This is a genomic window from Enterococcus sp. DIV1375a (assembly GCF_051712205.1).
GTDB classification, from domain to species: Bacteria; Bacillota; Bacilli; order Lactobacillales; family Enterococcaceae; genus Enterococcus; species Enterococcus faecalis.
In genome coordinates, this window is record NZ_JBIOOM010000001.1 from 821,866 (window position 1) to 847,252 (window position 25,387).

24 protein-coding genes and 2 pseudogenes are annotated in these 25,387 nt (G+C 36.9%); 22 read left to right on the forward strand and 4 right to left on the reverse strand.

The window, feature by feature from the left end; genetic code table 11:
• Window positions 1-32: 32 nt before the first annotated feature.
• Window positions 33-464, forward strand: a complete 432-nt coding sequence (locus IGJ63_RS04075) for a VOC family protein (protein ID WP_002399473.1) — start codon at window positions 33-35, stop codon at window positions 462-464.
• 45 nt (window positions 465-509) lie between these two features.
• Here IGJ63_RS04075 and IGJ63_RS04080 read toward each other — a convergent pair whose 3' ends face one another.
• The 3 genes from IGJ63_RS04080 to galM all read right to left on the reverse strand — a co-directional run bounded on the left by IGJ63_RS04080 (window position 510) and on the right by galM (window position 2,604).
• The gene (locus IGJ63_RS04080) at window positions 510-1,148 is read right to left on the reverse strand and encodes a sugar O-acetyltransferase (RefSeq protein ID WP_002365472.1); all 639 of its coding nucleotides are present in this window, start codon (window positions 1,146-1,148) and stop codon (window positions 510-512) included.
• A 120-nt stretch (window positions 1,149-1,268) separates the two neighbouring features.
• Window positions 1,269-1,415, reverse strand: coding sequence for a hypothetical protein (locus IGJ63_RS04085; RefSeq protein WP_002384758.1), 147 nt, complete (start codon window positions 1,413-1,415; stop codon window positions 1,269-1,271).
• A 130-nt stretch (window positions 1,416-1,545) separates the two neighbouring features.
• Window positions 1,546-2,604: a galactose-1-epimerase gene (galM, locus tag IGJ63_RS04090; protein WP_002399474.1), complete on the reverse strand. Its 1,059-nt coding sequence runs from the start codon at window positions 2,602-2,604 to the stop codon at window positions 1,546-1,548.
• 198 nt (window positions 2,605-2,802) lie between these two features.
• Here galM and IGJ63_RS04095 point away from each other — a divergent pair, with 198 nt between their 5' ends.
• The 18 genes and pseudogenes from IGJ63_RS04095 (at window position 2,803) to IGJ63_RS04180 (ending at window position 16,808) form a co-directional block, all read left to right on the forward strand.
• Window positions 2,803-3,966, forward strand: coding sequence for a galactokinase (locus tag IGJ63_RS04095; protein ID WP_002386588.1), 1,164 nt, complete (start codon window positions 2,803-2,805; stop codon window positions 3,964-3,966).
• A gap of 15 nt (window positions 3,967-3,981) precedes the next feature.
• Window positions 3,982-4,971, forward strand: coding sequence for a UDP-glucose 4-epimerase GalE (gene galE, locus IGJ63_RS04100; RefSeq protein WP_010830500.1), 990 nt, complete (start codon window positions 3,982-3,984; stop codon window positions 4,969-4,971).
• Between the two features lie 14 nt (window positions 4,972-4,985).
• Window positions 4,986-6,476: a UDP-glucose--hexose-1-phosphate uridylyltransferase gene (gene galT, locus IGJ63_RS04105; RefSeq protein ID WP_174091059.1), complete on the forward strand. Its 1,491-nt coding sequence runs from the start codon at window positions 4,986-4,988 to the stop codon at window positions 6,474-6,476.
• 6 nt (window positions 6,477-6,482) lie between these two features.
• Window positions 6,483-7,487, forward strand: a complete 1,005-nt coding sequence (locus tag IGJ63_RS04110) for a LacI family DNA-binding transcriptional regulator (RefSeq protein ID WP_284955382.1) — start codon at window positions 6,483-6,485, stop codon at window positions 7,485-7,487.
• A 9-nt stretch (window positions 7,488-7,496) separates the two neighbouring features.
• Window positions 7,497-8,056 (forward strand): annotated as a pseudogene (locus tag IGJ63_RS04115) (kinase).
• Window positions 8,057-8,083: 27 nt separating this feature from the next.
• On the forward strand, window positions 8,084-8,383 hold the full coding sequence (locus IGJ63_RS04120) for a hypothetical protein (protein ID WP_002393495.1): 300 nt from the start codon (window positions 8,084-8,086) through the stop codon (window positions 8,381-8,383).
• 66 nt (window positions 8,384-8,449) lie between these two features.
• A complete protein-coding gene (locus tag IGJ63_RS04125; RefSeq protein WP_002384748.1) occupies window positions 8,450-8,962 on the forward strand; it encodes a GNAT family N-acetyltransferase in 513 nt (170 codons plus the stop codon).
• A gap of 48 nt (window positions 8,963-9,010) precedes the next feature.
• The gene (locus tag IGJ63_RS04130) at window positions 9,011-9,451 is read left to right on the forward strand and encodes a GNAT family N-acetyltransferase (RefSeq protein ID WP_002413534.1); all 441 of its coding nucleotides are present in this window, start codon (window positions 9,011-9,013) and stop codon (window positions 9,449-9,451) included.
• A gap of 192 nt (window positions 9,452-9,643) precedes the next feature.
• Complete coding sequence (gene emeA, locus IGJ63_RS04135; protein ID WP_033657608.1) at window positions 9,644-10,798, forward strand: multidrug efflux MFS transporter EmeA; 1,155 nt, start codon at window positions 9,644-9,646, stop codon at window positions 10,796-10,798.
• A gap of 775 nt (window positions 10,799-11,573) precedes the next feature.
• A complete protein-coding gene (locus IGJ63_RS04140) occupies window positions 11,574-12,890 on the forward strand; it encodes a Y-family DNA polymerase (protein ID WP_002361586.1) in 1,317 nt (438 codons plus the stop codon).
• Window positions 12,891-12,894: 4 nt separating this feature from the next.
• Window positions 12,895-13,284, forward strand: coding sequence for a hypothetical protein (locus tag IGJ63_RS04145; RefSeq protein ID WP_002366430.1), 390 nt, complete (start codon window positions 12,895-12,897; stop codon window positions 13,282-13,284).
• A gap of 71 nt (window positions 13,285-13,355) precedes the next feature.
• Window positions 13,356-13,553 (forward strand): hypothetical protein, encoded by a 198-nt coding sequence (locus tag IGJ63_RS04150; protein WP_438745983.1) that lies wholly within the window; start codon window positions 13,356-13,358, stop codon window positions 13,551-13,553.
• 17 nt (window positions 13,554-13,570) lie between these two features.
• Complete coding sequence (locus IGJ63_RS04155) at window positions 13,571-13,876, forward strand: hypothetical protein (RefSeq protein WP_002358136.1); 306 nt, start codon at window positions 13,571-13,573, stop codon at window positions 13,874-13,876.
• Window positions 13,877-13,928: 52 nt separating this feature from the next.
• On the forward strand, window positions 13,929-14,360 hold the full coding sequence (locus IGJ63_RS04160) for a universal stress protein (RefSeq protein ID WP_002391595.1): 432 nt from the start codon (window positions 13,929-13,931) through the stop codon (window positions 14,358-14,360).
• 70 nt (window positions 14,361-14,430) lie between these two features.
• Window positions 14,431-14,673, forward strand: a pseudogene (locus IGJ63_RS04165) (hypothetical protein).
• Between the two features lie 369 nt (window positions 14,674-15,042).
• Window positions 15,043-15,489 (forward strand): GNAT family N-acetyltransferase, encoded by a 447-nt coding sequence (locus IGJ63_RS04170; protein ID WP_033595402.1) that lies wholly within the window; start codon window positions 15,043-15,045, stop codon window positions 15,487-15,489.
• Window positions 15,490-15,628: 139 nt separating this feature from the next.
• Window positions 15,629-16,342: a DsbA family oxidoreductase gene (locus IGJ63_RS04175; RefSeq protein WP_033595404.1), complete on the forward strand. Its 714-nt coding sequence runs from the start codon at window positions 15,629-15,631 to the stop codon at window positions 16,340-16,342.
• A gap of 70 nt (window positions 16,343-16,412) precedes the next feature.
• A complete protein-coding gene (locus IGJ63_RS04180) occupies window positions 16,413-16,808 on the forward strand; it encodes a DUF805 domain-containing protein (RefSeq protein ID WP_002358131.1) in 396 nt (131 codons plus the stop codon).
• A 180-nt stretch (window positions 16,809-16,988) separates the two neighbouring features.
• Here IGJ63_RS04180 and IGJ63_RS04185 read toward each other — a convergent pair whose 3' ends face one another.
• On the reverse strand, window positions 16,989-18,410 hold the full coding sequence (locus tag IGJ63_RS04185) for a helix-turn-helix domain-containing protein (RefSeq protein ID WP_101731963.1): 1,422 nt from the start codon (window positions 18,408-18,410) through the stop codon (window positions 16,989-16,991).
• Window positions 18,411-18,584: 174 nt separating this feature from the next.
• Here IGJ63_RS04185 and ebpA point away from each other — a divergent pair, with 174 nt between their 5' ends.
• The 3 genes from ebpA to ebpC are packed head-to-tail and all read left to right on the forward strand — an operon-like array spanning window position 18,585 to window position 25,363.
• A complete protein-coding gene (ebpA, locus tag IGJ63_RS04190; protein WP_192190491.1) occupies window positions 18,585-22,049 on the forward strand; it encodes an endocarditis and biofilm-associated pilus tip protein EbpA in 3,465 nt (1,154 codons plus the stop codon).
• Between the two features lie 3 nt (window positions 22,050-22,052).
• A complete protein-coding gene (ebpB, locus tag IGJ63_RS04195; RefSeq protein WP_101731961.1) occupies window positions 22,053-23,483 on the forward strand; it encodes an endocarditis and biofilm-associated pilus minor subunit EbpB in 1,431 nt (476 codons plus the stop codon).
• The gene (gene ebpC / locus IGJ63_RS04200) at window positions 23,480-25,363 is read left to right on the forward strand and encodes an endocarditis and biofilm-associated pilus major subunit EbpC (protein ID WP_002360608.1); all 1,884 of its coding nucleotides are present in this window, start codon (window positions 23,480-23,482) and stop codon (window positions 25,361-25,363) included. The genes ebpB and ebpC overlap by 4 nt, the downstream gene beginning before the upstream one ends.
• Window positions 25,364-25,387 lie beyond the last annotated feature (24 nt).

Sequence of the window (25,387 nt, forward strand, 5' to 3'; positions counted from 1 at the left end):
AAATAAAGTATAAAATTTGATCATGAAAGAAGGTGAGTCATTTGTTAGAGCTGTATATAAATTTTAAAGGTGAAGCAAAAGAAGCAATTGCGTTCTATGAAGATGTTTTTGATACAAAATGTCAAAATTTAATGACTTTTGGCGAAGCACCTGAGGATCCTGAGCATCCTATAAACGACGAGATAAAGGATTTAGTGATGAACGCAAGTATCATTATTGAAGGAACCTATGTAATGATTTCAGATGTTCCTGATATGTTTGGTTTTGAAGTTACGGAAGGAAATAACCTTTCGCTCGTGGTTAGCACAGATGATGATGAAAAAATTGATCGCTTATTTAAACGATTATCTGAAGGTGGCACTGTTACAATGCCATTATCTGAAACTTTTTGGTCCAAAAAATATGGTTCCCTAAAAGATCAGTTTGGCATCCATTGGATGTTTAATTATTATGAAGAAAATTAAAATAAAAAATCCCCAATCCGTTATTTTCATTGGATTGGGGATTTTTTATTCATGAAAGAATTGCTTCTTAGCGATTTGATACTGCCGTTGCTTTTCTGTCCAAAATTGCTGATCGTTTTCATCAATTTTGCGAATGACTTTTGCTGGATTACCTCCAACAATCGTGTTGGCAGGAACGTCTTTTGTAACCACAGCACCAGCAGCGACAATAGCATTTTTTCCAATTGTAACGCCAGGTAAAATGGTGGCACTTCCGCCAATCCACACGTTATCTTCAACAATAATTGGCGTCCCGAATTCTAATTCTGCAGTTCGAATCGTTGGATCAATTGGATGGCCGGCAGTATAAAAACTAGCACGAGGGCCAACCATGACATTATCACCGAAGATGATTTTGTTTACATCTAAAAAAATGCAATCCATATTTGCATAAAAATTTTCTCCTACCTCAATATGGCGACCGTAATCTACATAGAGGGGTGGGGTGATATATAACTCATTGCCAGTTTTTCCTAATAATTCTTTTTCTAGGGCCACAATTTCTTTCACATTATCGATAGGAAGTTGATTGATTTTTTGAGCTAACACCTTGCCTTTTGTTGATTTGTTTTCGGGTAAAATGGTGGGGGCGTAATATAATTCACCTTTTAACATTTGCATATAATCAAAGTCATTTTGTTTCATGTAAGCGCTCCTTTAGGCTTTTTCTCTATTGTATCAAATCAATACAATAAGTCGAGGAATATGTAAAATAAAAAAGGATAGATAGCAAAATAGCCTTGCTTATCTATCCTTTACCTAAGGTTATCCAATTTTTTTAACTCTCCCGCCAATTTTATCTGCTAATTTTTGTGCTTCTTTTTCAGAGTGGTAAACTAAACAACCTGATTTATCTCGCGTACGTTTACCATCTGCAGTTAAATAGCCATGAAAAAATTTGATTGCATACATAGACATCACCACCTTTCTAATTGAAAATAGTGTAAATGGAGCGATTAAAAATGTCAAATAATAGAAGTGCTCTTAACCATTCTTATCTTTTTTAGTTCGAAGATAAGCTTGGTTAAGAGCACCATTTCACTTAATAAATTAGTTTGAAACGGGTCGTTGAGTGAAATTCCTGTTCAGGTGAGAGGGTGATAGAACCGAACAACGGAAATCTTTCAGCACCAGGACAGACTTGGGTTTCAAATGTGAGCGCTCCGTGATTGACTAATTTTTGCCCTTGAATATCAGGACCGTTATCAGCAAAATTTGCTGAAAAAATAACAACTGAAGGTTGATCAGTGAACATCTCTAAGGTGATATCTTTAGTAGGACTTTTTAAGATAACATCCGGGTTAATTAAATCATGATTGGTTAAGATGAAAGGGTGATCGAAGCCGTTCATCTTTTGAATTTGTTCATCGGTACTTGAAAAAACCTCAGCTAATTTTTTAGGTTTTTGTAAATCAAAAGCTGTCTGGTCGACGGAAGCTAATTCTCCAAGCGGTAAAACTCTTTCATCAAGCGGGACAAACTTTTGGGCATTTATTTGTAACTCATGCGCATCAATGGGGATTGTAGGATTTCCAGTTAAATTAAAGTAGACATGATTGGTTGGATTAAAAAGTGTTTGTTCATCTGTAGTTGCCTGATACTCAATTTGCCATTCATTTTCTTCAGTCAATGTATACGTGACTGAAACAGTGAGATTTCCAGGAAAACCATTTTCACCAGCAGGACTCTCTAGCCAAAATTTCACAGAAGGATTCGCTTGTGCCTCTTGGATTTCGCTGTGCCATTTTTTACTTTCAAACCCAGGTGTGCCACCGTGAAGTGTTGTTTGAGTAGGAGTATTAATCATCGTTTGATACTTTTTACCCGCTAGTTCAAAGGAGCCATCGGCAATTCGGCCAGCTGTTCGACCAATTGTTGCACCAAAATATAAGTCTTTAGACAAATATTCATCTGCTGAGGGAAAGCCTAGCACGAGTGATCGGGATTCATTTTTTGTAAGAGGAACGTCGAGCGCAACAATTCGCGCACCAAAATCTGTTGCTTTTAAAGTCACACCATTTTTATTCGTCAGTGTGTAAAGAAGCATTCCTTGTCCAAATGATTCAGTTGAAATAGTCAAAATAATCAATCCTTCCTTCAAGTAAATATTTAGTAAATTTAATTTTGTTTTTTAGATTATTTAAATAGTCGAAAAGAAACGCTAAGAAAATAGATCTTTATTTAATTGTATTGTACACGTTTTCAATTGAAATGACAATTAAGAAAATATTAAGTAAACATTTGCAAAAGTTTAGTAAATATTATACAATTTGTTTACTAGTGAAAGGAGCGATTAGTGATGGAAGAACTGTTAATGAATCGATTTGTAGAAATATTTGGTGAGAAAGGGACAGCCTGTTATTTTGCCCCTGGAAGAATTAATTTGATTGGTGAACATACAGATTACAATGGCGGTCATGTTTTCCCGGCGGCTATTACGTTAGGGACATTTGGCGTGGCAAGAAAAAGAGACGACCAAAAAATTCGAATGTTTTCTGATAATTTTAAAGAGGTTGGTCTCATCGAATTTTCATTAGAAGATTTAACCTATTCAGATTCAGATGATTGGGCAAATTATCCTAAAGGCGTTTTAAATTACTTGATTGAAAGCGGACACAATATTGATTCTGGCTTAGATGTGCTCTTCTACGGTACGATTCCTAATGGTGCTGGCTTGTCTTCTTCTGCTTCTATTGAACTTTTAATGGGAACGATCTGTAATGATTTATATGCCTTACACTGTCCAATGCTTGAATTGGTGCAAATCGGTAAAAAAGTGGAGAATGAATTTATTGGCGTTAATTCAGGAATTATGGACCAATTTGCCGTAGGGATGGGAGAAAAAGATCAAGCTATTCTACTAGATACCAATAATATGCACTATGAAATGGTTCCCGCCAAATTAGGTGAGTATACGATTGTCATTATGAATACTAACAAACGCCGTGAATTAGCAGATTCAAAATATAATGAACGTCGTGCAGAATGCGAAGAAGCCGTTCGTTTGCTTCAAAAAGAGTTATCTATTGAATTTTTAGGTGAATTAGACAGCGAGACATTTGAACAATATCAAGCATTGATTGGAGATCCAGCGTTGATTAAACGAGCGCGTCATGCCGTCACAGAAAATGAACGAACTTTATTGGCAAAACAAGCGCTAACTGAAGGGGATTTGGAAGAATTTGGCTTATTATTAAATGCCTCACATCGTTCGCTAAAAGAAGATTACGAAGTAACTGGCATTGAGTTAGATACCTTAGTGGCTTGTGCGCAAGAACAACCAGGCGTTTTGGGCGCACGGATGACTGGTGCAGGGTTTGGCGGTTGTAGTATTGCTTTGGTACCAAAGCAAAATATAGATGCATTTATTGAAGCTGTTGGCCAGAGTTATCAAGATAAAATTGGCTATGCTGCTGATTTTTATCCTGCATCAATTGATGATGGTGCCAGAAAGTTATTTTAGAAAGGAAGGCTTTAAATGTCTATTTTAGTATTAGGTGGCGCAGGCTACATTGGCTCACATGCCGTCGATCAATTAATTTCAAAAGGATATGCCGTTGTTGTTGTTGATAATTTATTAACGGGGCATCGTTCAGCAGTTCATGAACAAGCGGCTTTCTATGAAGGCGATATTCGTGATAAAGCTTTTTTACGTAGTGTCTTTGAAAAAGAATCAATTGAAGGGGTGTTGCACTTTGCGGCCAATTCTTTAGTAGGAGAATCCGTGGAGAAACCGTTAATGTATTTCAATAACAATGTTCACGGCACTCAAATTGCCTTGGAAGTCATGCAAGAATTCGGAGTGAAACATATTGTTTTTTCTTCCACAGCGGCCACTTATGGCGAACCAAAAGCAATGCCTATTACAGAAGAAACCCCAACGAATCCTAAAAACCCGTATGGGGAAAGTAAATTAATGATGGAAAAAATCATGAAATGGTGCGACAACGCTTATGGAATGAAATATGTTGCTTTGCGTTATTTTAATGTTGCGGGAGCAAAAAAAGATGCCTCAATTGGTGAGGATCACACGCCAGAAACGCATATTGTGCCAATTATTTTACAAGTGGCATTAGGCCAACGAGCAGAGCTAAGTATTTTTGGGGATGATTATGATACACCAGATGGCACGTGCATTCGAGATTATGTTTATATTGAAGACTTGATTGCAGCACATATTTTGGCTTTAGAATATTTGAAAAATGGCGGCGAAAGTGACGTCTTTAACCTGGGAAGCAACAACGGCTATTCTGTTAAAGAAATGTTAGATGCTGCTCGCGAAGTGACAGGCCAAGAAATTCCTGCGACAATCGCGCCACGCCGAGCAGGGGATCCTAGTACATTAATTGCTTCTAGTGAAAAAGCCAAACGAGTTTTAGGCTGGCAACCAGAAGTAACTGAGGTCAAGGACATTATCGCCACCGCTTGGCAATGGCATGTGAAACATCCTCAAGGCTATAATGAATAGGAGAACATCAGATGATGAAAGAAAGTAGTAAATGGATTGCTGCATTTGTAGAGATAATCATAGAAAATGGCGATTGGACGGAAACAGACCGCTATTATTTGACGAATCGGATTGCCAAACTAGTTGGCTGTGATTTTTTTGAACAACCAGAAGCGGTTGCTTGTGAGCAAGAACCGTTGCGTGTGGTGGAACATCTTTTAAATATTGCACAAGCCAATCACCAAATCGATGACTCAATTACGGAAGCAGAACAACTAGAAGCGGAGTTAATGGATTTTATTACGCCGACCCCAACCACTATTAATCAGAAGTTTATGGACTATTATCAAGAGTCTCCACGAAAAGCAACGGATTATTTTTATCAGTTATGTAAAACGAATAACTACATTAAAACGAAAGCAATCGCCAAAAATATTATTTTCCCAATGGACTCACCCTATGGTAAACTAGAAATTACCATTAACTTATCGAAGCCAGAAAAGGATGCTCGAAAAATTTTGGCTGAAAAGAAAATGAGTCAAAAAAAATATCCAGCGTGTATGTTATGTATGGAGAATGAAGGTTATTATGGTCGTGTGAATTATCCAGCACGGACAAACCATCGGATTATCCGACTAAATTTAGAGGACGAAGCTTGGGGCTTTCAATATTCGCCATATGCTTACTATAATGAGCATGCGATTTTCTTGGACCAACAACATCGAGAAATGAAAATCGAGAAAAAAACGTTCCAGCGGCTCCTTAAAATTACGGAGTTATTCCCTGAATATTTTGTGGGCTCTAATGCAGATTTACCAATTGTTGGTGGTTCTATTTTATCTCATGATCATTACCAAGCAGGACGTCATACATTTCCAATGGATTTAGCACCAATGGAAACAAGATTTTCTTTGAAAAAATATCCTGCGATAACTGCGGGTATTTTAAAATGGCCGATGTCTGTGATTCGTCTTCAAAGTAATCATCAAGAGGAACTCGTTGAGGCGGCCGAATTAATTTTGACCAAATGGCGCAATTATTCTGATGAACGAGTCTCAGTTCGGGCCTATTCAGAAGATGGCACACCGCATCATACGATTACGCCAATTGCTCGACGCAAAGGGTCATTATTTGAATTGGATTTAGTTTTACGAGATAATAATGTTTCGGAGGAATTTCCAGATGGCATTTTTCATCCACATCCAGAAGTACAACATATTAAGCAAGAAAATATTGGCTTAATTGAAGTAATGGGACTAGCTATTTTGCCACCAAGGCTGGCACAAGAATTAAGAGAAGTCGAAAAGTATTTATTAAAGCAACCCAATCAAATTGCTGAAAGTCATCGAGCTTGGGCGGATGAACTCAGTCAGCAAACCATCACTGAAGCCAATGTCAAAGAAGTGATCCAACAAGGAATTGGGACAATTTTTGTTCAAATTTTAACAGATGCCGGCGTCTTTAAACGTGATGAAGAAGGCCGTCGTGCTTTTGAACGATTTATTCAATGTATTGAAAATGATTAATTTGAGGTGAGGAACATCGTAACCATTAAAGATATAGCAGAGCAAGTCGGTGTTTCTTCAGCGACAGTTTCGAGAGTTTTGAACTATGATGAAACATTATCAGTTAGTGATGAAACGAAGAAGAAAATATTTGAAACAGCAGAAACGTTAAATTATAAAAAGCGAGCCAAAAAAAAACAAGCAGGCAAAAAGAAAATTCGGTTTGTCCAATGGTTCAGCGATCCAGAAGAACTGGATGATATTTACTATTTATCGATTCGTTTAGGTGTTGAAAAGCGGGCAGAGGAATTGGGTTTTCTTTTAGTCAAAGAATCTCTGACAAACCTGTCTCAAAAAAGATTTGATGGGACAATTGCCCTAGGAAAATTTGATGAAAAGCAAGTGGCGGCCTTAGCCGCCTTAGGCGCACCTCTTCTATTTGTAGACTTTGATGCAATGGCTTTTGGCCAAAACTCCATTGTTGTTGATTTTGCTGGAAGTGTTAAAACAATTGTGCAAGAATTTTTGGCGCAAGGGCATCAGAAAATCGGTATGCTTTCTGGACAAGAATATACGAAAGAGTCCCGCGTGGCATTGGTTGATCCACGTTTTGTCGCTTTTAAAGAAACCTTAAAAGATCTGGACCTTTATCATCAAGAATGGGTTGTCGAAGCAGCTTTTTCTGTTGAAGAAGGCTATCAAGCGATGAAAGACTTTATTGAAAAAGCGGACACTCGTCCAACCGCTTTTTTCGCTGCAAGTGATACATTGGCGATTGGTGCAATGCGGGCGTTACAAGAAGCAGCCATTCGTGTGCCAGAAGATATTTCTATCATTGGTTTTAATGATATTAGTGTCGCAAAATATGTTTCACCCACATTAACAACAGTCAAAGTTCATACTGAATGGATGGGTGAGCTAGCCGTTGAGACAATGAAAGAGTTATGCTTGAATACCCCACCAGTTCCTAGAAAAATTATTGTCGGAACGGAATTCATTCAGCGAGATTCAACGAAACATTCATCAAAATAACAGCAAAACTTGGAGAGTTTTTTCCAAGTTTTTTGCTCTTTTCTGCTTGTTTTCAACAATCAAGAAAATGGAGGGAAACAGATGCAACCGAAATTAATTATTTTACGTGGTAATTCTGGTAGTGGTAAAACAACGATAGATAAAGCGCTTCATCAGTGTCTTAAAGAACAATCGTTATTGATTTCTCAAGATGTGGTGCGCAGAGAAATGCTTCGTGTTAAAGATGAAACAGGTAATCTAAGTATTGCTTTGTTAAAACAGTTGGTAGCTTTTGGTTATCAAGAATGCCAGTATGTGATTGTTGAAGGGATTTTTCAAAAAGCCATTTATCATTCCTTTTTTCAGGAAATAATTCATCTCTTTGAAGGAAACGTTCAGGTTTATTATTTTGATATTTCTTTTGAAGAAACACTGAAAAGACATAGCCAGAGAAACAAGAATTTGGTGTCGTGGAAATGAAACGTTGGTGGCTACCAGAAGATTATTTAGGGCTTCCGGGAGAACAGCGGTTATCTGAACAACTGTCTGAAAAGCAGATTATCAGGCAAATTTTAGCAGATATTCAGTAGTGAGTGCTGCGCTTTTTAGAGAAATGGATGTTGTGGTATGATAAAAAAGAAGGAGTGGTTTCAATGGATTACCAAGAACGATTAAAAAATTTACCACCTGAAGTCATGACAGCTTTTTCAGAATCATTTATTTTTTTAATCAGTAACGATAAAGTTCAACATTTTCCTGCACGAGACTTAACGCAAGCTGAAATGATTCAACGAGTGAAAGAGAAATTAGGTGAAACGGTGACGTGGTCCTTATGGCAAGGGTTCGTTATTGCTGTTAATTCAGAAAAAACATGTGTTGCTGTTTTGCCCAAATATCATCAACTCGATGGTTTTTGAAAATGAATAAGGGAGCGAAGAATTATTCGCTTCGTTTTATAAAATGAAAACGCTTTTCGGGAGGAAATGCTAATGTCTGAGCTAGTGGTTATTAGAGAAATGCAAGAGAAAGATATCTTAGCGCTAGATACTCAATTTGTCCAACAAGGTTGGCCAAGTCGCCAAGAGATTTTAATGAACTATTTAGAAGAACAATTAGTCAAGCAACGAACGGTTTTTGTAGCGGAGAAAAAGGCAACGCTGTTAGGTTATGTGACGTTACTGCCATTAGCTAAGGAAGGACCTTTTAAAAATTTATATCCTGAAATAGCTGATTTCAATGTATTCTTGCCATTTCAAAAACAAGGAGTGGGGCGGTTATTATTAAATCGTGCAGAAAATGTTGCCAAAAGTTATGCAGATACTGTTTCTTTGGGAGTAGGCCTGCATCCTGGTTATGGTGCAGCGCAAAGATTATATATCAAACAAGGATATGTGCCAGATGGTTCAGGAGTCTGGTTTCAAAATAAGCAGCTGAAACCAAACGAACGGTGTGTTAATGATGATGAGTTAGTTCTTTATTTATCGAAAAAACTATAGAGTAGCTAAAGTAATACTCTATAAATATCATTTAGGAGGTTGTTACCCTTGATTAGAAAAATGAAGCCAACAGATGCAGCGGCGTTAACTATCATTAATAAAGAACAATTGGGCTATGAAGTTCCCGTTGACGTGACCTGTAAACAGATTGAGAAATTACTACTAGCCAGTGACAGAGAGTTTTTATATGTTTATGAAGAAACGAAGACAGGCAAGATTTTAGGCTATGTGCATGCGCAACTGTATGAAACAATTTATTCCCAAACGTTATTGAACGTTCTGGGATTAGCAGTGGCAAAAGAAGCAGAAGGCCGTGGAATTGGCAAACAATTAATGATGAACCTAGAAACGGAAGCTAAAAAGTATAACTTGTCTGCGATTCGCTTAAATTCAGGGGAACAGCGTACAGCAGCACATCAATTTTATGAACACATTGGCTATGTTTCTGATAAAAAACAAAAGCGATTCATTAAATACTTGGATACTTAAGTTATGTCTTTAAAAAATAACAATTTCCTTTAAAAAAATAAGTAAAAACTAGTGAAATTTTCAGTGAATTAGTGTAAAATGTATCTCAATGACTCAACGAGTGTTTCAGCCGAAACACTGTCAAAGAAAGTACATACAAAGAAACAGAAATAGCCATTTTTGATGGCTGTTTTTTTATGGAGGAGGCAAATTATGACGAAAAAAAATAGTATGATGTACTTAGCAATTTCTAACTTATTTCTTGTTTTTCTAGGCGTAGGCCTAGTCATTCCCGTAATTCCCCAATTAAAAGAAGAAATGCATTTTTCTGGTACCACAATGGGAATGATGATTTCTATTTTTGCGATTGCCCAATTAATCACATCGCCAATCGCAGGTGTCCTTTCGGATAAAATTGGTCGGAAAAAAATGATTGCGACGGGCATGTTGGTTTTTTCAATTTCTGAGTTATTATTTGGTTTAGCCCAAGCGAAAAGCGGTTTTTATATTTCTCGTGGTTTAGGTGGGATTGCCGCCGCTTTATTAATGCCGTCAGTGACAGCCTTTGTGGCAGATATGACCACGATTTCTGAACGTCCGAAAGCGATGGGACTTGTGTCAGCCGCAATTAGTGGTGGTTTTATTATCGGACCAGGAGTTGGTGGTTTTATTGCTTATTTAGGTATTCGCGCTCCATTTTTTGCGGCCGCATTTTTAGCGTTTATTGGTTTTATTTTGACATTAACTGTTTTGAAGGAGCCAGAGAAACGAATTTTAGCCGCTGTTGAAGCGAAAAAAGGTTCATTTATGGATATTTTAAGAAATCCAATGTTTACCTCATTATTTGTGATTATCTTAATTTCCTCTTTTGGCCTGCAAGCGTTCGAATCTATTTATAGTATTATGGCGACTATTAATTTTGGCTTTACCACAAGTGAAATAGCAATCGTGATTACGGTTAGTGGTATTTTAGCGTTGATTTGTCAGTTGTTTTTCTTTGATGCAATCGTCCAAAAAATAGGTGAAATGGGTTTAATCCAATTAACCTTTTTTGCAAGTGCCATTTTTATTGCCGTGATTGCCTTTACAAAAAATAATTTAGTTGTTGTATTTTCAACGTTTATTGTCTTTTTAGCGTTTGACTTGTTTAGACCAGCAGTAACTACTTATTTATCCAAACATGCTGGAGATCAACAAGGAACCATCAACGGTCTAAATTCGACATTTACAAGTTTTGGTAATATTTTAGGACCAATGGCAGCAGGAGCTTTATTTGATATCAATCACTTTTTCCCTTATTATGTTTCAGCAGTAATTCTGTTAGGAACGGGCTTTTTATCGTTATTTTTAAATCGAAATAAGACGTAAAAAGTGATAATAGGGTGTTACGGCGTCAAAAAGTTAGATGAATATTCTAACTTTTGATGCCGTTATTTATTTTTTTATAGGCAGAATATGCTATAAAAAAAGTATGATATAGATATGTTATTAGTAGTTTTGATAGCGGTTTCTGGAATTGTGTGTTATGCTTTTCCTGATTACTTTGATGTTAGAGCGACGCACACACAAACTTGGAAAGGCTAATCTTAGTAATTTAATAGAAAGTAGGTCTGGTTATGAATCTCCTTAAATATATTAGTAGCTTTATTTGGATGCTGTGCTCTTTGGGGATTATATATGCTATTCTTCGAATGATAACTAGTGTGAGCAAGACGGATTTTTCAGGAAATGGAACAAAAATCTATCTTATTTTGATAGTACTGTACACACTAGGAACGATAGGATTAGGTATGCTAGTTTCTAAAAAATGGTTCTATTTTTTGATTATTTTTATTTCTCTATGTGTATTATCACCTATAATATTGATTTTGATATTAAACTACACCAATCTATTAAAATAATCATGTTTTAGATAGTATTTATTCAAGTTTATCCTCTATGTATTAATCTGAATACACTGTTATTTTATTGGAGAGTTCTTTTTCAAATATATGTAAATAGTCTAACAATAGGGTTCTGTTTATTGTTGGACTATTTTTTTTTGATCACCGACCGTTCTTGAAAAAAACAAAAAAATAAACAGTGTTCGCTTGATTAACCAAACATTTGTTCGTATAATGGTTTTGCAAGTGAGGTGATGTTTATGAAATTTGATTATGAAAAAGAACCTAGTCGCGATATTCTTTGTATTGATTGCAAAAGTTTTTACGCTAGTGTAGAATGCGCAGAACGTGGGTTAGATCCGTTGAAAACGATGTTGGTAGTGATGAGTAATGCCGAAAATGCGGGGGGATTAGTTTTATCAGCATCGCCAATGGCAAAAAAAGTTTTAGGTGTTTCAAATGTTACGCGTAAAAATCAAGTGCCCGCTCATCCTGATTTATATGTGGTTCCGCCACGAATGAATTTGTACATGAAAAAAAATCAAGAAATTAATAATTTATATAAAAAGTTTGTCGCAGATGAAGATCACTCTGTGTTTAGTGTAGATGAATCATTTCTTGATGTAACGGCTTCTTTAAGTTATTTTCATTGTGAAACTGCCTATAAAATGGCTCGGATTATCCAAAGAGTCGTTTATAATCATGTGGGTATTTATGTGACCGTTGGGATAGGGGACAATCCGTTACTGGCTAAATTGGCGTTGGACAATGGCGCCAAACATTCGCCAGATTTTATTGCAGAATGGCGGTATGATCGTGTACCAGATACTGTCTGGCAGTTGCCTTCTTTGACAGATTTTTGTGGGATTGGTCGCAGAATGGCTAAACGACTGAATCGTTTAGGAATTGATTCTGTATATGAGTTAGCGCAAGCGAATCCGCATCTTTTACAAGAAACATTTGGCGTGATGGGGCTTCAATTGTATGCTCATTCATGGGGGATTGATCGTACCTTTTTAGGGAAAAAAGCGCAACATAAAGCTGAAAAATCATTTGGGAATAGTCAGATTTTACCGAGAGATTATGCGCGAAGAGATCAGATTGAACTAGTCTTAAAGGAACTGACAGAACAAGTGGCTGCTCGTTTAAGAAAAGCGCATTGTCAAACGGAATGTATCACAGTCTACGTTGGTTATTCCAAAGGTCAAATTGACCGTGAAGGACGAACTGGTTGGCGAAAACAACAAACGATTCCTGCAACAAACAATACAAAAGTTTTGATTACCTATGTATTAGCCCTTTTTAGAGAACATTATCTAGCGGGAACCGATGTCCGGCAATTAGGGCTTTCATATGGAAAATTAGTTTGGAATGAATCTTTACAATTAGATTTATTTTCGGAACCAGAAGAGCAAATTAGTGAAATGGAGTTAAACTATCTGATTGATAAAATCCGACAAAAATTTGGCTTTCAAGCTTTAATTCACGCCTCTTCTTTGTTGGAAGGCGCGACGGCAATTCATCGTTCAGGATTAGTCGGTGGACATGCTGGAGGAAATGTCGGTTTAGGAGGATAACATCATGAAACGAACAAAAAAAGAATTTACACCTTATAATGAGTACCATGATCGTCCCTTTGAACTGAAATGGGCGACCGCTTTTGCATTGGGGGAGTTACAAGAAGGAATCGAAGCTTCTGACGAATATTCTAAGAGAGCATTTGAACGCTTACCGCAACAGACAACAGAAGAAATTGAAGAATACTTAGAGCAGTCTTTAAAAAATAACCAAGTTTTAGAAATCCAATTGAATACTTTGGATGATTTTGGCCGTGTTCAACCGCCAATTGTTGGTGTTTTTGAAGGGATGAGTTCAATGGAGTATGCAAAAGTTGGACGTACACATATTTTATTTGAAGAGATTCGTCATATTAAAAGTCATGAGTTTACAAAGTGGTCGAGCCTTGATTAAAAAACTATTGTTATACGTGCGTTTTGTGAAAACATATAAGATAATGTTCATAGGTAATAGAAATAAAAATTATGGAGGTGGCTAGGATGGGACATCATTTAAAAGGACACCATGGCAAAAAAAAAAACGCAAATGGCGGCTTTTTAACAAAGTTATTGGCAGGCGGCGCCTTAGTGGGCGTAGGAAAAAAGTTATACGACAATCGTGAAAAAATTAAAGAGCTGTTAAGTGACGACAAAGAAAAAAGCAACGACACTGAAAACAAATAAAGGACTGGATTGACGGAATGGTAAAAGATGCAGCGTATATTATTGAAGAGATTACCACGATTTTAGAGGGAACCTATTTTGTGATAACCAAGAAAGCGAATAAGCGCCGCATGTGTTTACATGTTTCGGATACCGCGAAAGAATTTTTACGTTGTCGACTGGAGTATGAAACATTCTTAGAGCAACAGTTTGATTATGCCACAATGTTTTTAGAAACATGTACGGAAGATGTTTCTGTTGAAATTCAAACGGGACTACTTGAAGAAACAAATTATCAAGCATTAACCGTGGAAAAATTACAACAGATAGCCACTAAAATGTAACACAGCTGTTGTGTTAGTTTTGATTCTTAATTTGGTTAAGGAGGCGGATAAAATGTCAGTATATCAACATATTTTGGTTGCTCTTGATGGCTCAGATCAATCTGAAAAAGCTTTTCATGAAGCTGTCAGGATTGCCAAAGAGGAACAAGCCACTCTTTATTTAGCTACAATTATTAATGATGCTGAATTTACGACGAGTCCATTTTCTTTTGAAGAATTGTATGATTTAGAAAAACACAAGTCAGAAGAGATGCTCACTGAAAAGGCAAAACAAGCGAGTGAAATTGGTGTAAAAACAGTCAAAAAAATTGTTGAGCTTGGGAGCCCAAAACGTTATCTTGCCAACACGATTTCTGAAAATTATGCCATAGATTTAATTGTGCTAGGTGCCACGGGAAGAGGTGCTATTCAACGAACCTTGATTGGTTCTACTACAGATTATGTGGTTAACCATGCTTTGTGCAATGTCTTAGTCGTTCGCTAATTGTGAGTAAATAATCAAGGGAACAATGTTTTATCGGGACGTTTTTTTAAATTAAACGAGAGGTGAGTTTATGAAAACAAAAATCGGAAAAACAGTTATCTTGTCAGCGTTTTTATTCACAAGTTTCCTTTTACTGAGTGGTTGTACCTCGGCTGGCGAAGAGATGGAAAAAACAATTGATTGACAGAAAGAAAAAGTCGATAAAACGGTCGATAAGCAGAAACATAAAAATGAAAATTCCATGGAAAGTTACGACGAAAAAGTTGACCGTTCTTTAGATAGTCAAGAAGACAAAATCGATACTACTGAGTAACGGGAAAGTTTTCAACTATCGGCTAGTAAATAAATAATATACAAAAGGGAGCATCCACTGCAGTTATTTCTCACAGCGGATCCTCTCTTTTGTGGTTAAAAAGAAAAAGTTAACTGCTCCCCAACAGTTAACTTTTAATCATGTTGCACATAGTTAAAACACTCTATATATCATTTATATCATTTGAAACGGGTGGTGTAAAAAGAAATCTCTTGAAAAGAGTCTCCATTTATAGGGAAGATTTCCCATAAAAAAGAGAAAAGTATAATCACAGAGAGTTAGAGAAAGCAAAGGGAAATAAGTATGTTAAAATAAGAAGCAAGAAAGAATACAAGTATGCAGAAAATAACAACTAATTAGGTGAAAACAATGGAAATACATTTTGAAAAAGTAACAAGCGATAATCGTAAAGCAGTGGAAAACCTACAAGTTTTTGCTGAACAACAAACCTTCATTGAATCAATGGCAGAAAATCTAAAAGAATCAGACCAATTTCCAGAATGGGAATCGGCAGGTATTTATGACAGCAATCAATTAATCGGCTATGCCATGTATGGACGTTGGCAAGATGGGCGCGTTTGGCTAGACCGCTTTTTAATTGATCAACGGTTCCAAGGACAAGGTTATGGGAAAGCAGCCTGTCGACTTTTAATGTTAATGCTAATAGAAAAATACCAAACAAACAAGCTATACTTGAGTGTTTATGATACGAACAGCTCAGCAATTCGGTTGTATCAACAACTTGGTTTTGTATTTAATGGTGAATTAGATACGAATGGTGAGCGGGTAATGGAATGGACACATCAGAATAAGTAGATAGAACAGGTGAGACAAAAGCCATAGCGCATTTTGTTTCATCTTTTTCTTTTAATTGGCTTCATTTGTTTACTTTTAGTAAGTAAAATGGTAAATTTAGTTCAATCTGTTTTGAAAAAAGAGTTACTGGAGGGTAAGGATGAAAATAGAATTTTTCCATGATGTTATTTGTAGTTTTTGTTTTCCAATGTCTGACCGCATGCATGAGATTCAACAAGAATTTCCTGAAATTGAATTGATTCATCGGTCGTTTGCTTTGGGATGGTCAGCAAACGATTTTGAAACAATGTTTGGCTCACGAGCAGTAGTAAAAGAAGAAGTTTTGACGCATTGGGTGCATGCCAATCAAAACGATTCAAAGCATCGTTTTAATATTGAAGGGATGAGGAAGCAACGATTTGATTTTCCAACATCAAAGAATGCATTATTAGCAGCAAAAGCAGCTGGATACATTGGCAACCAAGACACTTATTGGTTACTGTTTGATAAGTTACAAGAAGGTTTATTTATGAGAAGTTTAAATATTGAAGAGCCAGAAGTAATTGAGGAGCTAGTAAAAGAGACAACGATTGATTTTGCTTTATGGAAAGAAGCTGTTGCTTCCGAGGCTGTTTGGACGGCGGTTCAAGAAGATTTCGCGCTAGCTTCTGCTTATGGTTTACAAGGAGTTCCCGCACTAATCATTAATCAAAAATATCTAATTAATGGTGCAGTACCGAAACAGCAAATCAGCCAAACGATTCAAAAAATTCTCGCAGAAGAAAAACAACAGCAACCGTTAGTTTCATTAACTCCTTCTTCTGAAGAGTCCGCTTCGTGTGAGTTTAAGGAAGGCACATGGACGTGTCATTAAGCAGCTTAAAATAACGTTATTCTTTGACAAAACGAAAGACTTCTGTAATAGTTAATGCGGGGGTGATAATATGTTTAACGCGTATAGAGAATACTGGAATAATATTACAACAATGAATGCGTCAGCAACACGAGCACAATATTGGTGGCCACAATTAATTAATTATTTGGTGTTAGGGATTTATTCAGCAATTACGGGCGTTTACAGATATATTGAAGTAACACCCAATGATGGAACAATCATTAAAGAATGGAATACGGTGACCATTATCTTTTTCTTGCTGACTGCTTTAATTTGGTTGGCAAACTTTACTGTTCGAGCAAGAAGATTGCATGATCGCGACCACAGTAACTGGTGGATTTTATTCTATTTACTTCCTTTTATCGGTACTTTAGTGATCTTCATTACATTAATTTTGCCAAGTAAAAGTCACACAAGATGGCCAGTGAATCAATCAGAAATTTAATTTGCTGGTTTAGCTGATTATCTTAAGAGTGAAAATAGGACATAAGTCATTTCGACTTATGTCCTATTTTCTTTTTTATTTCAGAAAAATAAAAATATCTTCTGTATGATGGCACCTCACATTACGCGGTTCTTGATAAAAGGGCTATCTTTTTGGTAGATAGGGAAAACCATTAAGACGTTAAAAGTTTAATAAATCGAGCAATTCTCTTTTGTTAGAAAATAAGATAGCATCATTAATTAAAATACTTGGAACGCTGGTTTCAATAATTGGTTGATTGGTAATAATCAAGTCAAATTCTTCGAGTCGATGGTCACCTAATTGTTCTTCCGTAATTGCTAACGTATTTGAACGAATCCGATGCAAAGCTAAAATATCGTGGACATAGTTTCCAATATATTGACTATGATTCAGGCCCATGTCGCTAATAATCAAAATCTTTTTTGAGTCGAAACTCTGGTTAATTTCTGGAAAAGTATTAAGTAACCAAAAAATATAAGAAGATGAATAGTTTAATAGATTTGTTTCTAAAAGAGCGGAAAAGAAATGCAATTCTGCTTTTAATCGTGCATATAAGTGAAGCTGGGTAAAATGAATTTGTCGAGTGAAAAAGGTGGCCCTTTGTGTCAATTCGGAGGTGTCAAAAGGCACTAATTGAGAAAACAAATAAAGACAGGTTAACAAGTGAACAGCGAAGTCGACGACTTCTTCTGTTAATTGTTCAATCTGTGAAAAAGCATTAAATTTTAAATTTTCACGTATTCTTTGACTGATGACTTCTTGGTCTTCGGAGTAGTATTGCTGAAAAGCGCCTCTTTGAAAATATCGGAGAACTTCCCGATAGGTTTCACGGCTGAGCCCAGTAAAATGACGACTGAGTAAAAGATAATCTTCCATTTTGATTGGACTCTTTTTATCTGTTTTTTTCTGGAAACGTTGTTGAAAGCCTTGATGCTCTCTTAATAAATCAACAATAAAATACATAATAAAGAAATCGTGTTCATAACTGTTATCCATACTAATAATATTTAATTGGCATTGATTACGACGCATTAATTGTTTGATTTCCTGCTTATCTAATTGATAAGGCAATTCATAATGACCATAATACATTAAAAAGAAAAAGGTTGTAAAAATACGTAAAGGCAATTCTTCTGTTTGGCTAGTTAATTGATAGCCTTGATCAACGATAACGCGAAGAGAGTAAGTTTCCAAGAACTGATTACACTGCTTCAATTTTCGAGCAAAAGAAGAGCGACTAATATTGATGGTATCGCAATAATATTCGATGGTTTTGCCAGGATTTTGGATAAACTCATGGAGCAATTGGGTGGTCGTTGACGTTTTTGCCATATCCGTCAGCACGTTTAAATATAAGGACACATTAAAGTTTTCTAAACGATAGCCTAATTTATGCGATGTTTTAATGGTTAAACTTTCGCCCCAACGCTGTTTAATCTCCTCAATATAACGAATAAAAGTAGACTCAGAACTACCAATATATTTTGCAAGTTCTTTTTTAGTCATCCATTTATCAGAAATGGATAAGACACGAATGATTTCTTCCATTTTCCGATAATTTTTTTCTAAAAACCTAATCATATTGTTTCCTCCCAAGTCCTTTACTTTAATGAAACAATCATCGAAACAATAACGCAATTTCAGAAATGAAACCGCTTGGTATGAAAGCTGGTGTGATTTAATGAGCTCCTTCTCTGTATAATAATTATCAGATTAGAATAATGAAATTTTACGTGCTAGGCAATTCTAATTTAACTGTTAATTCATAAAAGAAAGGAGAGAACAGACATTAAATTACTAAAGAAATTTGGGGTTTTCGGCGTAGTCTTTTTACTTGTCTCATCCTATTTCATACCGCTCATTGGCTATGCAGAAACAGCCAAAGAAGTTGAAATTACATCCGCTCAAATGATAACAGATGAGAATGATAAAACGAATATTAATATCGAGTTAAATCTTCTCAACCAAACAGAGCAGCCATTACAACGAGAAATTCAATTGAAAAATGCACAGTTCATGGATACTGCTGTAATTGAAAAAGACGGATATTCTTACCAAGTGACTAATGGTACGCTTTATCTGACTCTGGACGCACAAGTAAAAAAGCCGGTACAGCTTTCGTTAGCTGTTGAGCAAAGTTCGCTTCAAACAGCTCAGCCACCTAAGTTATTGTATGAAAACAACGAATATGATGTTTCAGTTACTTCTGAAAAAATAACAGTAGAGGATTCTGCTAAAGAATCAACTGAACCAGAAAAAATAACTGTACCAGAAAATACGAAAGAAACTAACAAAAATGATTCGGCTCCAGAAAAAACAGAACAGCCGACCGCAACAGAAGAGGTAACCAATCCATTTGCAGAAGCAAGAATGGCGCCAGCTACTTTGAGAGCGAATCTGGCACTGCCTTTAATTGCACCACAATACACGACGGATAATTCTGGGACTTATCCGACAGCTAATTGGCAGCCCACAGGCAATCAAAATGTGCTAAACCATCAAGGGAATAAAGACGGTAGTGCACAATGGGACGGCCAAACGAGTTGGAATGGGGACCCTACTAATCGCACAAATTCTTATATTGAGTATGGCGGTACAGGAGACCAAGCTGATTATGCCATCCGAAAATATGCTAGAGAAACAACAACACCAGGGCTTTTTGATGTATATCTTAATGTGCGTGGGAATGTTCAGAAAGAAATCACGCCATTGGATTTGGTCTTAGTCGTTGACTGGTCCGGTAGTATGAATGAAAACAATCGGATTGGTGAAGTTCAAAAAGGAGTGAACCGTTTTGTTGATACATTGGCAGATAGCGGTATTACCAATAACATCAATATGGGCTATGTTGGCTACTCAAGTGACGGTTATAATAACAACGCTATTCAAATGGGGCCGTTTGATACAGTCAAAAATCCAATTAAAAATATTACGCCAAGCAGCACTAGAGGAGGAACTTTCACTCAAAAAGCATTAAGAGATGCTGGTGATATGTTAGCAACGCCAAATGGACATAAGAAAGTCATTGTACTTTTAACGGATGGCGTCCCAACCTTCTCTTATAAAGTGAGTCGAGTTCAAACAGAGGCGGATGGTCGCTTTTACGGGACACAATTTACGAATCGACAAGATCAACCAGGTAGCACTTCTTATATCTCTGGTAGCTATAATGCGCCAGATCAAAACAATATCAATAAACGAATTAACAGTACGTTTATCGCCACGATAGGTGAGGCAATGGCCTTAAAACAACGTGGGATTGAAATACATGGATTGGGCATTCAATTGCAAAGCGATCCACGAGCTAATTTATCTAAACAACAAGTTGAAGATAAAATGCGTGAGATGGTGTCAGCCGATGAAAATGGAGACCTTTATTATGAATCCGCGGATTATGCACCAGACATTTCTGATTATTTAGCGAAAAAAGCCGTTCAGATTTCAGGAACGGTGGTAAACGGAAAAGTAGTTGATCCAATTGCTGAACCTTTTAAATACGAGCCAAATACATTATCAATGAAAAGTGTGGGTCCTGTTCAGGTTCAAACATTACCAGAAGTGTCGCTAACAGGCGCTACAATTAATAGTAATGAGATTTATTTGGGTAAAGGGCAAGAAATTCAAATTCATTATCAAGTACGTATTCAAACAGAGTCAGAAAACTTCAAACCTGATTTTTGGTATCAAATGAATGGTCGGACAACGTTTCAGCCATTAGCCACGGCCCCTGAAAAAGTTGATTTTGGGGTTCCTTCGGGAAAAGCACCTGGCGTGAAGTTAAACGTGAAAAAAATCTGGGAAGAGTATGATCAAGACCCAACAAGTCGGCCAGATAATGTGATTTATGAAATTAGTAGAAAGCAAGTAACTGACACAGCCAACTGGCAAACTGGGTATATTAAATTATCAAAACCAGAAAATGATACCAGCAATAGTTGGGAGCGCAAAAATGTAACCCAACTTTCCAAAACCGCGGATGAAAGCTATCAAGAAGTTCTTGGGCTTCCCCAATACAACAATCAAGGACAAGCTTTCAATTATCAAACAACCCGTGAATTAGCAGTTCCTGGTTACAGTCAAGAAAAAATCGACGATACTACTTGGAAAAACACGAAGCAATTCAAGCCATTAGATTTAAAAGTAATCAAAAATTCTTCCTCAGGTGAGAAAAACTTAGTGGGAGCCGTTTTTGAATTGAGTGGTAAAAATGTTCAGACAACATTAGTGGACAATAAAGATGGTAGCTATTCCTTGCCAAAAGATGTGCGCCTACAAAAAGGGGAACGCTATATATTAACTGAAGTAAAAGCACCTGCAGGACATGAGTTAGGTAAGAAAACGACTTGGCAAATTGAGGTGAGTGAGCAAGGCAAAGTAAGCATCGATGGACAAGAAGTGACCTCCACAAATCAAGTTATTCCATTGGAAATTGAAAATAAATTTTCTTCTTTGCCAATCAGAATTAGAAAATACACCATGCAAAATGGCAAACAAGTGAACTTAGCAGAGGCGACTTTTGCGTTGCAAAGAAAAAATGCTCAAGGAAGTTACCAAACTGTGGCAACTCAAAAAACAGATACTGCAGGATTGAGCTATTTTAAAATTAGTGAACCTGGTGAGTATCGAATGGTGGAACAATCAGGACCATTAGGCTACGACACTCTTGCTGGAAATTATGAATTTACTGTTGATAAATATGGGAAAATTCACTATGCAGGCAAAAATATTGAAGAAAATGCGCCAGAATGGACACTGACACATCAAAATCATTTGAAACCTTTTGACTTAACGGTTCATAAAAAAGCCGATAATCAGACGCCACTTAAAGGAGCGAAATTCCGTTTAACAGGACCAGATACGGATATTGAATTACCAAAAGATGGCAAAGAAACGGATACTTTTGTTTTTGAAAACTTAAAACCAGGGAAATATGTCCTAACAGAAACCTTTACGCCAGAAGGATATCAGGGGTTAAAAGAACCAATCGAATTAATAATTCGCGAAGATGGTTCAGTCACGATAGATGGGGAAAAAGTAGCAGATGTTTTAATTTCTGGAGAGAAGAATAATCAAATTACTTTAGATGTTACTAACCAAGCAAAGGTTCCTTTACCTGAAACTGGTGGCATAGGACGCTTGTGGTTTTACTTGATAGCGATTAGTACATTCGTGATAGCGGGTGTTTATCTCTTTATTAGACGACCAGAAGGGAGTGTGTAATCGATGAAAAACGCACGTTGGTTAAGTATTTGCGTCATGCTACTCGCTCTTTTCGGGTTTTCACAGCAAGCATTAGCAGAAGCATCGCAAGCAAGCGTTCAAGTTACGTTGCACAAATTATTGTTCCCTGATGGTCAATTACCAGAACAGCAGCAAAACACAGGGGAAGAGGGAACGCTGCTTCAAAATTATCGGGGCTTAAATGACGTCACTTATCAAGTCTATGATGTGACGGATCCGTTTTATCAGCTTCGTTCTGAAGGAAAAACGGTCCAAGAGGCACAGCGTCAATTAGCAGAAATCGGTGCAACAAATAGAAAACCGATCGCAGAAGATAAAACACAGACAATAAATGGAGAAGATGGAGTGGTTTCTTTTTCATTAGCTAGCAAAGATTCGCAGCAACGAGATAAAGCCTATTTATTTGTTGAAGCGGAAGCACCAGAAGTGGTAAAGGAAAAAGCTAGCAACCTAGTAGTGATTTTGCCTGTTCAAGATCCACAAGGGCAATCGTTAACGCATATTCATTTATATCCAAAAAATGAAGAAAATGCCTATGACTTACCACCACTTGAAAAAACGGTACTCGATAAGCAACAAGGCTTTAATCAAGGAGAGCACATTAACTATCAGTTAACGACTCAGATTCCAGCGAATATTTTAGGATATCAGGAATTCCGTTTGTCAGATAAGGCGGATACAACGTTGACACTTTTACCAGAATCAATTGAGGTAAAAGTGGCTGGAAAAACAGTTACTACAGGTTACACATTGACGACGCAAAAGCATGGATTTACGCTTGATTTTTCAATTAAAGACTTACAAAACTTTGCAAATCAAACAATGACTGTGTCGTATCAAATGCGTTTAGAAAAGACCGCTGAGCCTGACACTGCGATTAACAACGAAGGACAATTAGTCACGGACAAGCATACCTTGACTAAAAGAGCCACAGTTCGTACAGGCGGCAAGTCTTTTGTCAAAGTTGATAGTGAAAATGCGAAAATCACCTTGCCAGAGGCTGTTTTTATCATCAAAAATCAAGCGGGGGAATACCTCAATGAAACAGCAAACGGATATCGTTGGCAAAAAGAAAAAGCATTAGCTAAAAAAATCACGTCTAATCAAGCCGGTGAATTTTCAGTTAAAGGTTTAAAAGATGGCCAGTACTTCTTGGAAGAAATCTCTGCACCAAAAGGTTATCTTCTGAATCAAACAGAAATTCCTTTTACGGTGGAAAAAAATTCTTATGCAACGAACGGACAACGAACAGCACCGTTACATGTAATCAATAAAAAAGTAAAAGAGTCAGGCTTCTTACCAAAAACAAATGAAGAACGTTCTATTTGGTTGACGATTGCAGGCCTGCTAATCATTGGGATGGTAGTCATTTGGCTATTTTATCAAAAACAAAAAAGAGGAGAGAGAAAATGAAGCAATTAAAAAAAGTTTGGTACACCGTTAGTACCTTGTTACTAATTTTGCCACTTTTCACGAGTGTATTAGGGACAACAACTGCATTTGCAGAAGAAAATGGGGAGAGCGCACAGCTCGTGATTCACAAAAAGAAAATGACGGATTTACCAGATCCGCTTATTCAAAATAGCGGGAAAGAAATGAGCGAGTTTGATAAATATCAAGGACTGGCAGATGTGACGTTTAGTATTTATAACGTGACGAGCGAATTTTACGAGCAACGAGCGGCAGGCGCAAGCGTCGATGCAGCTAAACAAGCTGTCCAAAGTTTAACTCCTGGGAAACCTGTTGCTCAAGGAACCACCGATGCAAATGGGAATGTCACTGTTCAGTTACCTAAAAAACAAAATGGTAAAGATGCAGTGTATACCATTAAAGAAGAACCAAAAGAGGGTGTAGTTGCTGCTACGAATATGGTGGTGGCGTTCCCAGTTTACGAAATGATCAAGCAAGCAGATGGTTCCTATAAATATGGAACAGAAGAATTAGCGGTTGTTCATATTTATCCTAAAAATGTGGTAGCCAATGATGGTAGTTTACATGTGAAAAAAGTAGGAACTGCTGAAAATGAAGGATTAAATGGCGCAGAATTTGTTATTTCCAAAAGCGAAGGCTCACCAGGCACAGTAAAATATATCCAAGGAGTCAAAGATGGATTATATACATGGACAACGGATAAAGAACAAGCAAAACGCTTTATTACTGGGAAAAGTTATGAAATTGGCGAAAATGATTTCACAGAAGCAGAGAATGGAACGGGAGAATTAACAGTTAAAAATCTTGAGGTTGGTTCGTATATTTTAGAAGAAGTAAAAGCTCCAAATAATGCAGAATTAATTGAAAATCAAACAAAAACACCATTTACAATTGAAGCAAACAATCAAACACCTGTTGAAAAAACAGTCAAAAATGATACCTCTAAAGTTGATAAAACAACACCAAACTTAGATGGTAAAGATGTGGCAATTGGCGAAAAAATTAAATATCAAATTTCTGTAAATATTCCATTGGGGATTGCAGACAAAGAAGGCGACGCTAATAAATACGTCAAATTCAATTTAGTTGATAAACATGATGCAGCCTTAACTTTTGATAACGTGACTTCTGGAGAGTATGCCTATGCGTTATATGATGGGGATACAGTGATTGCTCCTGAAAATTATCAAGTGACTGAACAAGCAAATGGCTTCACTGTCGCCGTTAATCCAGCATATATTCCTACGTTAACGCCAGGCGGCACACTAAAATTCGTTTACTTTATGCATTTAAATGAAAAAGCAGATCCTACGAAAGGCTTTAAAAATGAGGCGAATGTTGATAACGGTCATACCGACGACCAAACACCACCAACTGTTGAAGTTGTGACAGGTGGGAAACGTTTCATTAAAGTCGATGGCGATGTGACAGCGACACAAGCCTTGGCGGGAGCTTCCTTTGTCGTTCGTGATCAAAACAGCGACACAGCAAATTATTTGAAAATCGATGAAACAACGAAAGCAGCAACTTGGGTGAAAACAAAAGCCGAAGCAACTACTTTTACAACAACGGCTGATGGATTAGTTGATATCACAGGGCTTAAATACGGTACCTATTATTTAGAAGAAACTGTAGCTCCTGATGATTATGTCTTGTTAACAAATCGGATTGAATTTGTGGTCAATGAACAATCATATGGCACAACAGAAAACCTAGTTTCACCAGAAAAAGTACCAAACAAACACAAAGGTACCTTACCTTCAACAGGTGGCAAAGGAATCTACGTTTACTTAGGAAGTGGCGCAGTCTTGCTACTTATTGCAGGAGTCTACTTTGCTAGACGTAGAAAAGAAAATGCTTAATTTCTAGCATCACCGAAGAAATTT

Bases quoted from the DNA above. Each gene is read 5' to 3' on its own strand.
- galE (WP_010830500.1), top strand. From the start codon at position 3,982: ATGTCTATTTTAGTATTAGGTGGCGCAGGCTACATTGGCTCACATGCC.
- ebpB (WP_101731961.1), top strand. From the start codon at position 22,053: ATGAAAAACGCACGTTGGTTAAGTATTTGCGTCATGCTACTCGCTCTT.
- IGJ63_RS04160 (WP_002391595.1), top strand. From the start codon at position 13,929: ATGTCAGTATATCAACATATTTTGGTTGCTCTTGATGGCTCAGATCAA.
- IGJ63_RS04175 (WP_033595404.1), top strand. From the start codon at position 15,629: ATGAAAATAGAATTTTTCCATGATGTTATTTGTAGTTTTTGTTTTCCA.
- IGJ63_RS04095 (WP_002386588.1), top strand. From the start codon at position 2,803: ATGGAAGAACTGTTAATGAATCGATTTGTAGAAATATTTGGTGAGAAA.
- IGJ63_RS04120 (WP_002393495.1), top strand. From the start codon at position 8,084: ATGTTGTGGTATGATAAAAAAGAAGGAGTGGTTTCAATGGATTACCAA.
- IGJ63_RS04125 (WP_002384748.1), top strand. From the start codon at position 8,450: ATGCTAATGTCTGAGCTAGTGGTTATTAGAGAAATGCAAGAGAAAGAT.
- IGJ63_RS04080 (WP_002365472.1), bottom strand. From the start codon at position 1,148: ATGAAACAAAATGACTTTGATTATATGCAAATGTTAAAAGGTGAATTA.
- IGJ63_RS04180 (WP_002358131.1), top strand. From the start codon at position 16,413: ATGTTTAACGCGTATAGAGAATACTGGAATAATATTACAACAATGAAT.
- IGJ63_RS04140 (WP_002361586.1), top strand. From the start codon at position 11,574: ATGAAATTTGATTATGAAAAAGAACCTAGTCGCGATATTCTTTGTATT.
- IGJ63_RS04150 (WP_438745983.1), top strand. From the start codon at position 13,356: ATGGAGGTGGCTAGGATGGGACATCATTTAAAAGGACACCATGGCAAA.
- IGJ63_RS04185 (WP_101731963.1), bottom strand. From the start codon at position 18,410: ATGATTAGGTTTTTAGAAAAAAATTATCGGAAAATGGAAGAAATCATT.
- IGJ63_RS04170 (WP_033595402.1), top strand. From the start codon at position 15,043: ATGGAAATACATTTTGAAAAAGTAACAAGCGATAATCGTAAAGCAGTG.
- ebpC (WP_002360608.1), top strand. From the start codon at position 23,480: ATGAAGCAATTAAAAAAAGTTTGGTACACCGTTAGTACCTTGTTACTA.
- IGJ63_RS04145 (WP_002366430.1), top strand. From the start codon at position 12,895: ATGAAACGAACAAAAAAAGAATTTACACCTTATAATGAGTACCATGAT.
- IGJ63_RS04085 (WP_002384758.1), bottom strand. From the start codon at position 1,415: ATGTATGCAATCAAATTTTTTCATGGCTATTTAACTGCAGATGGTAAA.
- emeA (WP_033657608.1), top strand. From the start codon at position 9,644: ATGACGAAAAAAAATAGTATGATGTACTTAGCAATTTCTAACTTATTT.
- galT (WP_174091059.1), top strand. From the start codon at position 4,986: ATGAAAGAAAGTAGTAAATGGATTGCTGCATTTGTAGAGATAATCATA.
- IGJ63_RS04155 (WP_002358136.1), top strand. From the start codon at position 13,571: ATGGTAAAAGATGCAGCGTATATTATTGAAGAGATTACCACGATTTTA.